Consider the following 10,712-nt stretch of genomic DNA (forward strand, 5'->3'; position numbering starts at 1 on the left):
AATAAGCAGTAAGCAATAGTCCTCAGCCCTTGCGTTGAGGTGAATCGAAGGCAAGTTGTATTGCGCCACCGCAGACGCTGCGGTGGCGCCTGCGGTTAAGCTCGGGCCCCTATGGCCCAAGTCACTTTTTCTCCCCCGTTTACCGCCCCCAACGCTGTGGCACACCAGTTGCGCCAGGCCGGTTATGCCGTGTTGTCGCCCGATGGCGTGGCGCAGTGGATGGGGTGTGATCTGGCGGAGCTGATGGCCCTGAATGGCGACTGGGCGACCTTGCCGCCGGACGAATTTTTGAAGGACGGGGGCCGTTACCGCCGCCGTCGCCACGCCTGTTTTGTGGTGCAAGGCAGCCACGTGCAGCCGGTGCCCCACCGCGCGCACTGGCAGCCAGTGGAATACAACGCCCTGCACGGTGGCATGGAGCGCTGGTTTGCCCCCATGGAGCCCACCACCACGGCCAAACCGGTGTGGCAACAGCTGCTGGCAGCGCTGGCAGGTGTCTCACACGACGCTTTGACGTTGGGCAACATGGCGGCTGCCGACACACCGCCGTCGTGGTTTGTCGAGGCGCACCAGTTCCGCATTGACACCACCGACGGCATTGGCCGACCCACCCCCGAGGGCGCGCACCGCGACGGGGTGGACCTGGTGGCGGTGTTTCTGGTGGGGCGCGAGGGGGTGAAGGGCGGCGAGACCCGCGTGTTTGAAGCCAACGGCCCCAGCGGCCAGCGCTTTACGCTGACCCAGCCCTGGTCGCTGCTGCTGCTGGACGACGCCCGCATGATCCACGAGTCCACCCCCATCCAGCCGCTGACCGAAGGCGGCTACCGCGACACGCTGGTGGTGACGTGTCGGCGTGGCAATTTTCAGGGGGCGGATGTGGTGGGCCTAGAACCCAAGGGGCCCTGAACGCGCTGATGTCGTTGAGCTGTTGACCGGACTCGAGCCGCGGCGGGGGCGAGTGCCTGTCAAGGCAAGTCCGCGTTGGGTGTTGGGTGAGTGGGCCGGATTTGATGCGGATCAAGATGGCGGGTATGGTGGGCGTTCACACTCTGGTCCAGAGACCGCGCCACAAGCCCGGTTCGTCACTCAACCCAAGGAGATGCACCATGTTCAAACACATTCTGGTTCCCGTCGACGGCTCCAAGACCTCGATGCTGGCGGTGTCCAAGGCCGCAGCGCTGGCCAAGACCTTTGGCAGCGCCGTGACAGCGGTTTATGTGATCGATCCGTATCCGTTTACCGGCGTCGGTGCCGATTTTGCGTACGGCCAGGCGCAGTACATCAGCGCCGCCACCTCCGAGGCCAGCACGACACTGGACGCTACCAAAAAGGCCATGGCAGAAGTTGGGGTTGAAGTCACTGCGCTGGTGGGCGAGGGCCATGCGGTGCACGACGGCATCTTGCGGGCGCTGGAGAGCACGGGCGCTGACCTGATCGTGATGGGCTCGCACGGCCGCCGGGGCCTGGAGCGGTTGGTGCTGGGCAGCGTCACGCAGCGGGTGCTGGGCGTGGTGCACATCCCGGTGCTGGTGGTAAGGGACTGAGAGGCTGAGAGTCTTTTATCCATGCCCGCCTTGCACGCCAAAACGCCCTGGCTCATCGAAAGCAAATGCTCGCCATAGCCCGAGCTATGGCTGTGCTTTGCGCCTAGATCCGAGGCGTTTTCGCGCGCCTTTCGGGCACGGCTAAAAAACTCTCAGCCTCTGAGCGCCATCCCCCATGAAGAACGGCTCCGAAAGGAGCCGTTCTTCATTGCAGTTCGCAATGATGCTGCGCATCGCCGCGGCCATGGAAACTGGCACACCCCACACCAGTGCACCCGTGGAACTGGCTCCGCCAGGCCACCGGGTGCGTCCCCCTCCGGGGGAAGGCGCCGCAGGCGACTCAGGGGGGCTATCGATCTCTACTCAATCTTCGCGCCCGAGGCTTCCACAATGCCCTTCCACTGCACGTATTCCTTGTTCAGCAGTGCGCCGAACTGGGCGGGAGACAGGGCCTGTGGCTCGGCGCCCTGGGCCTGGATGGCGGCCTTCATGTCGGGCGTGGCCAGCAGCTTGTTGACTTCGGCGTTGATGGTGGTCACCACGGCCGCGGGCGTACCCGCGGGGGCAAACACGCCATACCAGGTGCTCACGTCAAAGTCCTTGTAGCCCGACTCGCCCACGGTGGGCACATCTGGCAGCGACGAGCTGCGCTTGGCCGACGTCACGGCCAGCGGGCGCAGCTTGCCCGACTTGATCTGGCCCATGGCCGAAGGCAGCGACGACACCAGCAGGTCCACGTTGCCTGCCAGCGCATCCATCAGCGCAGGGTTCGAACCCTTGTACGGAATGTGGCTCAGCTTGACGCCTGCCGCCTTCTCGAACAGGTCGCCCGCCAGGTGGATGGACGTGCCGTTGCCGGGCGATCCATAGGTGATGGTGCCGGGCGCGGCCTTGGCAGCAGCCACCACGTCAGCCAGGGTTTTGTACTTGGAGTTCACGCTGGTGGCGATGACCACGGGTGTCCAGGCCACGTGGGCCACGGCGGTCAGGTCCTTGGTGGGGTCCCAGGGCAGGTTTTTGTACAGCCAGGGGCCAATCACCAGGTTGTCTTTCTGGCCCATCACCAGATCGTAGCCGGTGGGCGCGGCCTTGACGGCTTCGCCAATGCCGATGGTGCCGCCCGCGCCCGCCTTGTTATCGGCCACCACGGTCCACTTGGCGCTTTCGGTGAGCTTGGTGGCCACCAGGCGCGACAGGATGTCGGTGCCGCCGCCGGGCGGGAAGGGCACGATCAGGCGGATGGGCTTGGTGGGGTAGGCCGCAGCCGGTGCAGGCGCCTGGGCGTGGGCCGTGGTGCCGACGGCAAAAGCGAGCGCGGTCAGGGAAAGCAGGGTGCGAATTGTCATGGTTGGTTTGTCTCCGTCGGTTTCATTGAATGGTGCGAACGCGCTGTGCGCGCTCGGCTTGGCTGGTCTTGGCGCCAGCACGCGGGGATGATCGCCGATCCTCCCCAGCGCTTGCCTTGCCCATACGGGGTGGCAGCATCGCCACTGGCGATGGCGGCTTGGGCCATTCTTTCTGCTTACATGCGTTCAAAAATGGCGGCAATACCTTGGCCGCCGCCAATACACATCGTCACCAGCGCATAGCGCCCTTGCACGCGCTGCAGCTCATGCAGCGCCTTCACGGTGATGAGTGCGCCGGTGGCACCAATCGGGTGGCCCAGCGAAATACCCGAGCCATTGGGGTTGACCTTGGCTGGGTCCAGGCCCAGGTCCTTGGTCACCGCGCAGGCCTGGGCCGCAAAGGCCTCGTTGGCCTCGATCACATCGAGGTCGTTGACGGTGAGGCCCGCCTTCTTCAGCGCCAGCTGCGTGGCAGGCACCGGGCCAATGCCCATGTATTTGGGGTCCACACCGGCGTGGGCATACGCCACCAGCCGCGCCAGCGGCTTGGCGCCACGGGCTTTGGCTTCGCCCGCTTCCATCAGCACCACGGCAGCCGCGGCGTCGTTGATGCCCGAGGCGTTGCCTGCAGTCACGGTGCCGTTTTCCTTGAGGAACACGGGTTTGAGCTTGGCCAGATCTTCCATCGTGGCGCCGGGGCGAAAGTGCTCATCCGTGGCGTACAACACATCGCCCTTTTTGCTCTTCAGCGTGACGGGCACGATCTGGTCCTTGAACACACCGGCTTGCGTGGCGCGTTCGGCGCGGTTGTGGCTTTCTACCGCCAGCTTGTCCTGGTCTTCGCGGCTGATGCCCCACTTGGCGGCGATGTTCTCGGCCGTCACGCCCATGTGGATGTTGTGGAAGGGGTCGTGCAGTGCGCCGATCATCATGTCCACCATCTTGGTGTCCCCCATGCGGGCGCCCCAGCGCATGTTCAGGCTGGCAAAGGGCACACGGCTCATGTTCTCGGCACCGGCGCCAATCGCCACGTCGGTGTCGCCCAGCAGGATGGACTGGCTGGCGTTGACGATGGCCTGCAGGCCCGAGCCGCACAGGCGGTTGACGTTGTACGCGGGCGTGCCCTCGCCACAGCCACCGTTGATGGCCGCCACGCGCGACAGGTACATGTCCTTGGGCTCGGTGTTGACCACATGGCCGAACACCACATGGCCTACGTCCTTGCCGTCCACATTGGCACGCGCAAGCGATTCACGCACGACGAGCGCGCCCAGTTCGGTGGGCGGCACATCCTTGAGGCTGCCGCCAAAGGTGCCAATGGCGGTGCGCACTGCGCTGACGACGACGACTTCACGGGTCATGGGGAGGTCCTTTCAGATGAATTTCAGGTCAAATTGGCCGCTAGCGCTTATCCAATAAGCGCTGGCAGCTATAAAAACAGGAGTTTTCCAGCCTTACGCGTCTCTCACGTCGGCTACCGGGTTGGTGCCGAAGTCCGCGCGTTCCAGCCAGCCGAGCACGCGGGTAGCGGCGTCGGTCGGCGATGTGAGCTGTCCACCCGTCTTGAGGTTGGCAAAATTTTGCTGGTCCGGAAACGCCTCGGGCGCAGCACCGCGCAGTTGCACCTGCATGTCGGTGTCGATCACTCCCGGGGCCAACGAGCACACCTTGGCGCCGTGGGGCTTCAGGGCCTCATCCAGCGCCACGCAGCGCGTGAAATGGTCCATGCCCGCCTTGGCCGCGCAGTACGCCGCTTGCGACGCCATGGCGCGGCGGCCCAGGCCCGAGGAGATATTGAGCACCTTGCGCGGCACCGTCCAGCTGTCGGTGGCGCCCAGAAAGGCCGCGGTCAGCTGCATGGGCGCCTCCAGGCCCACGCGCAGGGCAGTGGCCAGGTCGTCGGCATCGCTGGCAGACAGCGGCGCAATGCGCGGGATCATGCCCGCGTTGTTGATCAAGGTGGCGCTGGCAAACGCCTGCGGGCCCTGGGCCGCCAGCCAGGCCTGCAGCTTGTGCGCGGCCTGCTCGCCTTGCGACAGGTCTTGCTGCCATTGTTCAATGGTGACGCCAGCGGCCTTGGCTTCGGTCGTCAGGTCGGCGTTGGTACTGCGGGCAATGCAGATCAGCGTGTTGCCGCTGCGCAAAAGTTGCTGGGCCATGGCCAAGCCCATGCCGCGCGATGCGCCGGTGAGGATGTAGAGGTGGTTTTGAGGCATCCCGCCATGTTACTGCGCAGTACGCATGGCCGGGCACCACTACTGGCCTGTGGGTGACTCCAGCGCCGAAAGCAGCTGGGCCAGGCGGGTTTCCAGCGCAGCTAGGTCCGCGGCCTTTAACGGCGCCAGGATGTGGTGCTCGTTGGCCACGTGGGCGTCTACCGCTCGGTCGATCAGCGCCAAGCCTTCGGGTGTGAGTTGAACCAGCGAGCTGCGCGCGTCGTCAGGGTTAGGCACCCGGCTGATCCAGCCCTGCGCTTCGAGCTTGCCCATGCGATGCGTCATGGTGCCCGACGTGACCATCAGCGTGGAGAACAAAGTGGTGGGCGCCAGGCAATACGGTGCGCCGCTGCGGCGCAACGTGGCCAGCACATCAAACTCCCAGCCGCTCAGGCCAAACGCGGCAAAGGTTTCGTCCAACCGCCGTTGCAGCAGGGCGGCACAGCGCTTGATGCGGCCGATGGTGCCCATGGGGCTCACGTCCAGGTCGGGGCGTTCGCGGTGCCACTGGGCCAGGATGGTGTCTACGGCGTCGGGTTTGCGTTGGGTGGCCATGGGGTCTGGTGTGCTCTATTTGTCTTGATTTCAAGATTGTATGGTAGAGTTATTTGTCTTGATGTGAAGATAAAAATGACTTCCTACCAAACTTCTATCCGTACTTCTCCCTGGCTGGATGTGCTCACCACGGCCCTGGGTCCGGTCATCTGGGGCTCTACCTACATCGTCACTACCGAGTTGCTGCCGCCGGACCGGCCGTTTACCGCCGCCTTGCTGCGCACGTTGCCGGCCGGGCTGCTGCTGGTGCTGTGGTGCCGCCGCTGGCCCGCGTGGGGCGACTGGCAGGGCTGGTGGCGGCTGATGGTGCTGTCGGCGCTCAACATTGGCGTGTTTCAGGCGCTGCTGTTTGTGGCGGCCTACCGCTTGCCGGGCGGTGTGGCGGCGGTGGTCGGGGCCATCGGGCCGCTGGTGGTGATGGGGCTGGTCTGGGCGCTGGACCACCGGCGCCCGCCGGGCATGGCGCTGGTGGCGGGCGCCGTGGGGGTGGCGGGCATGGCGGCGCTGCTGCTGTCGCCGGGGGCGCGCTGGGACATGGTGGGTGTGGCCGCTGCGCTGGTGGGCACGGTGTGTATGGCGGCCGGTACGTTTTGGTCGCGGCGCTGGCAGTCTGACTTGCCGGTGTTGGCGTTTACCGGCTGGCAATTGTTGGCGGGGGGCGTGATGCTGGCGCCCGTGGCCTGGGCGGTAGACCCGCCGCTGCCCGCGCTTACCGCCACACACATCGGCGGTTATGTGTATTTGAGCGTGGTGGGCGCGTTGCTGGCCTATGCCTTGTGGTTTCGGGGCATTGCCCGGTTGCCGTCGGTGGCGGTGTCGTCGCTGGCGCTACTCAGCCCCGTCACGGCAGTGCTGCTGGGCTGGGTCTTGCTGGGGCAGGCCATGAATGGCGTGGCGCTGGTGGGCATGCTGGTGGTGCTGGGCAGCATCCTGGCTGTGCAGTGGGCCATGTCTCGGCCTGTGGCCCCGGTCGACTTGCCGGGTGGTGATACACCGCAGAGCTGATTGCTATCAAGGTAATAGCTACTGGCGCTTTTGGAATAAGCGCTAGAGGCCAATTTGACTAAAAGTCTGGCGCGGAATCGAGGGTGATCTCTTCGCCCGTCACCGGGTGGGTGAACGCCAGGTGGCAGGCGTGCAGCAGCAGGCGCGGTGCCTGGGCCTGTGTGGAGGCATCGGCATACAGCGCATCGCCCAGAATGGCGTGGCCCACTGCGGCCAGGTGCACGCGCAGCTGGTGGGTGCGACCGGTGACAGGTTCCAGTTCGACGCGTGTGGTGTTCGCCCTCGTGTCATGGCTCAGCGCACGCCAGCGGGTGAGGCTGGGTTTGCCTGCGGCGGGGTCGATGATGCGCAGCGGCCGGTGTTCCCAGTCTGCGGCGATGGGCAGGTCGATCTCGTTCCAGGCGTTGTCTTCACCCGTTGCGCCCATCAGCCCCTGCACCACGGCCTGGTAGCGCTTGTGCACCTCGCGTTCGGCAAATGCGAGGCTCAGGCGCCGTTGCGCGTCAACGTGTCGTGCCATCAGCACCAGCCCGGACGTGGCCTGGTCCAGCCGGTGCACGATCAGCGCGCCCGGCCAGCGCTGCTGCGCGCGGGCGCTCAGGCAATCTTGTTTGTCGGGCCCGCGCCCAGGCACACACAGCAGGCCGGAGGGTTTTTGCAGCACCAGCAGGTCGGCGTCTTCATACACCGATTGCACGCTGCCCACCAAGGGCTCAGACAGCAGGGTCATTGCCTGCGATCAGCCGCTGCACGGTGGCGCAGAGTTCTTCCACGTCGTTGGGTTTGTGGATCAGCGCCTGCGCGCCTTCGGCCAGGGCGGCCTGCTCGATCTCTGCCGTGACATAGCCCGAGGCCAGGGCCACGGGCAGGTCCGGGCGGATCAGGCGGGCCTCTCGCACCAGGTCCACGCCGCAGAAGCCAGGCATGTTGTAGTCGGTCACCAGCAGGTCGTAGCATTGTGGGTCGGCGTTCAGCGCAGCACGGGCTTCGTGGGGGTCGGTGTAGCCGCTCACCTCATACCCCCGCCTGCGCAGCAGGCGCTGTACCAAAAACACCAGCGCCTGGTCGTCGTCCACGTACATCACGTGGGGCTTGCGGGGCGGTGGATCGCACGGCCCGGCTGCAGCCGGTGGCGCGACCGCACTGCTCGGCGCTGCTGGTTGTGCAGGCAGGGTGGATGGGGTGGTGCTGGCCGCCGGGGTGTCGGCACCTCCGGGTGCCACCGGAAAGTACAGCGTGAACTTGCTGCCGTGGCCGGGAGTGCTTTGCACGTCCACGCCCCCCTCGTGTGTGCGCATCACGCCATGCACCACGGCCAGACCGAGGCCGGTGCCTTGGCCCACCGGCTTGGTCGTAAAGAACGGCTCGAAGATGCGCTCCAGCGTGGCGGCGTCCATGCCCGGGCCGCTGTCGCGCACGGTCAGGGCCACGTAGTCGATGGGGGCCAGTCCCAGCCGTTCGCTCAGCCGGTGGTCGGGCTGCACGGTGGCGGCCTCGACATGGATGCTGCCGCGCTCATTGCCAATGGCGTGGACAGCGTTGGTGCACAGGTTGAGCAGGGCTTGTTCGACCTGCGTGGCATCGGCCAGCACGGGGGGCAGGCCGACTTGCAGCTGCATGTGCAGCTCGATGGCGGGGGGCAGGGTCACGCGCAGCAGACGCTCGGTGTCGTGTGCCACCTCGGCCAGCGACACGGCCGAGCGCTGGGGTGGCTCGTTGCGGCTGAAGGTGAGGATCTGGCGCACCAGGTCGCGGGCGCGCCGACCAGCCTTGTCGATCTCCAGCAGACTCACCAGCACGGACGCGCCGGGTGCTTGTGCGGCGCAGTCGGCCTTGGCCAGCTCGACATTGCCCAGGATGGCACCCAGGATGTTGTTGAAGTCGTGTGCAATGCCGCCTGCCATGGTGCCCACGGCCTGCATCTTGTGCGACTCGCGCAATTGGGCTTCCAGCTCGCTGCGGTGCGCCTCGGCTTTTTTTCGACCGGTCAGGTCGCGGGCAAACACGGTGGTGGTCTCGCCTTCGGCATGGCGCTCGAACGACACGCTCACTTCTACGGCCAGCTCCTTGCCGCTGGCAGTCAGCGCGGTCATCTCGCCCAGCAGCGCCTGAGTGGTGAGCTGCGCAAACGCCAGGGCCTGAGCGGCGTCGGGCAAAAAGCGGTCGAGCGGGCTGCCCATGGCATCGCTGGCGCTGCACTGGAACAGCGCCGCTGCCGTGGGGTTGAACACGGTGATGCGCTGATGCTGGTCGACGCAGAGGATGGCGTCCAGCGCGGAGTTGATGATGGCCTCCAGCCGCTTTTCGCTGGCGCGGATCTGTTCATTGCGTTGCTGCAGGGTGACGGCGCTTTGCTGCAGCGCCTGGCGCTCGGCCAGCAGCGGGCCCTGGTCAATCACCGCGCACAAAAACTGGGGCAGGGGCGGGCCACTGGTCTGGGGCGCCTCGATGTGCGCAATGTGCAGGTCGCCCGTGATGTGGGTGTCGGCGCTGATCGCAAACACCACCTCTTTCACTTCGCTGCGGCCCAGGTCTTGTGCCAATGCAAACGCTTCGCGCACGCGCTTGGCATCTTGGGGGCGCACAAATGGCATTAGGGCCGTGAGCGGGCGGTCGCCTTCGCTGGGCTGAAACGAGCGGTGCGCCATCGAATTAGCCTGCACCACCATGTCATGTTCGTCCACCACCATCAGGGCCAGCGGCACGCTGGCGAACAGGGTTTCGAACCGTTCAGAGGCGCTTTCGGCCACGGTCTGGCTGTAACGCAGGACCTTGTTCTGGCTTTCCAGCTCGGCCTGGTAGGCGCGCAATTCAGCCACCAGGCCGTCAGCGGATGTGCCGGGCGCGCGGGCAGAAGATGCCGCAGATGTGGTGACAGCGGTGGGAGCGCGCGCATGCGCCGACTGGGCGGGCTGCCGGCCAGCCGGTTCCAGAAAAGACAGGTCGGGTTCGCTCATGGAAGGTCGGGTCAATGGCGTCGGCACCAGGGTGGGCACGCTGTGAGGGTTGCCTGGGCACACGGCGACGAGTGTACGCCCGCAGGCCGCGCAGGCCGTTCGGTGCGGGCTTTCCGTGGGCAGGGGTGCGCTTTGGTGCGCCCGGGGCGTTTGAGGCAGTTTCGGCCGTATCAAGGGCTGATTGTTGGCGGATTGCGAACAATCCTTTTCCTTGCGGGGCCTTACCGAAGCGGGGTGGGCGACCTAAAGTTCATACCAGCCGCACTGTCGTGCGCTCCCGTTTTGACCCATCACAGGATTTTTATGACCACTGCCACCCCCACCTCTGCCGCGCAGCCGCTGCTGAACCAACTGCAATGGCGCTACGCCGCCAAAAAGCTGAACCCCGCCAAGCCCGTTCCGCAAGACAAGGTCGAGCGCATTCTGGAAGCCGCCCGCCTGGCGCCCACGTCCAGCGGCCTGCAGCCGTTTGAGATCTTCGTGGTGACCGACCCCGCCGTGCGCGCCAAGATCCAGCCCATCGCGTGGAACCAGGCACAGATCACCGACGGTTCGCACTTGCTGGTGTTTGCCGCATGGGACAACTACACGGCCGACCGCATCAACATGATGTTTGACCTGACCAACGAACAACGTGGCTTCAAGAATGAAGGTTGGGAAAACTACCGCCAGATGCTGCTGGGCATGTACCCCCAGCGCGATGCTGAAGTGAACTTTCAGCATGCCGCCCGCCAGGCCTACATCGGCATGAGCGCCGCGCTGATCGCCGCTGCATTTGAAGAAGTCGACTCCACGCCCATGGAAGGTTTTGACCCCGCAGCGCTGGACGAAATTTTGAACCTGAAGGCCCGCGGCCTGCGCAGCGTGGCCATCATGCCGCTGGGCTACCGCGCCGACGAAGGCGACTGGCTGGTGAATCTGAAGAAGGTGCGCCGCTCGCGCGAGCAGTTTGTTACTGAAGTCTAAGAGGCCATCAGCCTCTGAGCGTTTGACTGCCACAGCCCGGCGGCCCCGTGAACGGGGCGCCCGGCGGGGTGGGTTGATCGCGCGGGGGGTGTTGGCGGGGGGGGTGGCTACCGGACCCCGCGC

The 10,712-nt window shown here is 65.6% G+C and carries 10 protein-coding genes; 4 read left to right on the top strand and 6 right to left on the bottom strand.

The window, feature by feature from the left end; translation table 11 throughout:
- The first annotated feature begins 111 nt into the window (after positions 1 to 111).
- Entirely contained in the window at positions 112 to 906 is a 795-nt protein-coding gene (locus ACK41V_RS10660) for a 2OG-Fe dioxygenase family protein (protein WP_409781778.1), read from the top strand.
- Positions 907 to 1,106: 200 nt separating this feature from the next.
- Complete coding sequence (locus ACK41V_RS10665; RefSeq protein WP_409781781.1) at positions 1,107 to 1,544, top strand: universal stress protein; 438 nt, start codon at positions 1,107 to 1,109, stop codon at positions 1,542 to 1,544.
- 359 nt (positions 1,545 to 1,903) lie between these two features.
- On the opposite strand, the gene ACK41V_RS10670 is transcribed toward ACK41V_RS10665, so the two are convergent.
- The 4 genes from ACK41V_RS10670 to ACK41V_RS10685 form a co-directional block, all read right to left on the bottom strand.
- On the bottom strand, positions 1,904 to 2,890 hold the full coding sequence (locus tag ACK41V_RS10670; RefSeq protein WP_409781784.1) for a tripartite tricarboxylate transporter substrate binding protein: 987 nt from the start codon (positions 2,888 to 2,890) through the stop codon (positions 1,904 to 1,906).
- 176 nt (positions 2,891 to 3,066) lie between these two features.
- Complete coding sequence (gene bktB / locus ACK41V_RS10675; protein ID WP_409781786.1) at positions 3,067 to 4,251, bottom strand: beta-ketothiolase BktB; 1,185 nt, start codon at positions 4,249 to 4,251, stop codon at positions 3,067 to 3,069.
- A 93-nt stretch (positions 4,252 to 4,344) separates the two neighbouring features.
- Entirely contained in the window at positions 4,345 to 5,106 is a 762-nt protein-coding gene (locus ACK41V_RS10680) for an SDR family NAD(P)-dependent oxidoreductase (protein WP_409781789.1), read from the bottom strand.
- Positions 5,107 to 5,145: 39 nt separating this feature from the next.
- The gene (locus tag ACK41V_RS10685) at positions 5,146 to 5,661 is read right to left on the bottom strand and encodes a MarR family winged helix-turn-helix transcriptional regulator (protein WP_409781792.1); all 516 of its coding nucleotides are present in this window, start codon (positions 5,659 to 5,661) and stop codon (positions 5,146 to 5,148) included.
- A 75-nt stretch (positions 5,662 to 5,736) separates the two neighbouring features.
- Here ACK41V_RS10685 and ACK41V_RS10690 point away from each other — a divergent pair, with 75 nt between their 5' ends.
- Entirely contained in the window at positions 5,737 to 6,666 is a 930-nt protein-coding gene (locus tag ACK41V_RS10690; RefSeq protein ID WP_409781795.1) for a DMT family transporter, read from the top strand.
- 58 nt (positions 6,667 to 6,724) lie between these two features.
- Here ACK41V_RS10690 and ACK41V_RS10695 read toward each other — a convergent pair whose 3' ends face one another.
- Together ACK41V_RS10695 and ACK41V_RS10700 are read right to left on the bottom strand one after the other, a co-directional pair.
- Positions 6,725 to 7,396 carry an RluA family pseudouridine synthase gene (locus tag ACK41V_RS10695; RefSeq protein ID WP_409781798.1) on the bottom strand — a complete coding sequence of 224 codons (672 nt, stop codon included), beginning with the start codon at positions 7,394 to 7,396 and terminating at the stop codon, positions 6,725 to 6,727.
- The gene (locus ACK41V_RS10700; protein WP_409781800.1) at positions 7,380 to 9,623 is read right to left on the bottom strand and encodes an ATP-binding protein; all 2,244 of its coding nucleotides are present in this window, start codon (positions 9,621 to 9,623) and stop codon (positions 7,380 to 7,382) included. Before ACK41V_RS10700 ends, ACK41V_RS10695 begins: the two co-directional genes overlap by 17 nt.
- 303 nt (positions 9,624 to 9,926) lie before the next feature.
- On the opposite strand from ACK41V_RS10700, the gene ACK41V_RS10705 reads away from it, so the two are divergent.
- Positions 9,927 to 10,589, top strand: coding sequence for an NAD(P)H-dependent oxidoreductase (locus ACK41V_RS10705; protein WP_409781803.1), 663 nt, complete (start codon positions 9,927 to 9,929; stop codon positions 10,587 to 10,589).
- Positions 10,590 to 10,712 lie beyond the last annotated feature (123 nt).

The organism is Acidovorax sp., from assembly GCF_046291265.1.
Taxonomy (GTDB): Bacteria; Pseudomonadota; Gammaproteobacteria; order Burkholderiales; family Burkholderiaceae_C; genus Acidovorax.

What these genes read in the sequence shown, in the direction of transcription:
- ACK41V_RS10680 (WP_409781789.1), bottom strand. Translation starts at nt 5,106, where the DNA reads ATGCCTCAAAACCACCTCTACATCCTCACCGGCGCATCGCGCGGCATG.
- ACK41V_RS10665 (WP_409781781.1), top strand. Translation starts at nt 1,107, where the DNA reads ATGTTCAAACACATTCTGGTTCCCGTCGACGGCTCCAAGACCTCGATG.
- ACK41V_RS10700 (WP_409781800.1), bottom strand. Translation starts at nt 9,623, where the DNA reads ATGAGCGAACCCGACCTGTCTTTTCTGGAACCGGCTGGCCGGCAGCCC.
- ACK41V_RS10670 (WP_409781784.1), bottom strand. Translation starts at nt 2,890, where the DNA reads ATGACAATTCGCACCCTGCTTTCCCTGACCGCGCTCGCTTTTGCCGTC.
- ACK41V_RS10705 (WP_409781803.1), top strand. Translation starts at nt 9,927, where the DNA reads ATGACCACTGCCACCCCCACCTCTGCCGCGCAGCCGCTGCTGAACCAA.
- ACK41V_RS10685 (WP_409781792.1), bottom strand. Translation starts at nt 5,661, where the DNA reads ATGGCCACCCAACGCAAACCCGACGCCGTAGACACCATCCTGGCCCAG.
- ACK41V_RS10690 (WP_409781795.1), top strand. Translation starts at nt 5,737, where the DNA reads ATGACTTCCTACCAAACTTCTATCCGTACTTCTCCCTGGCTGGATGTG.
- ACK41V_RS10660 (WP_409781778.1), top strand. Translation starts at nt 112, where the DNA reads ATGGCCCAAGTCACTTTTTCTCCCCCGTTTACCGCCCCCAACGCTGTG.
- ACK41V_RS10695 (WP_409781798.1), bottom strand. Translation starts at nt 7,396, where the DNA reads ATGACCCTGCTGTCTGAGCCCTTGGTGGGCAGCGTGCAATCGGTGTAT.
- bktB (WP_409781786.1), bottom strand. Translation starts at nt 4,251, where the DNA reads ATGACCCGTGAAGTCGTCGTCGTCAGCGCAGTGCGCACCGCCATTGGC.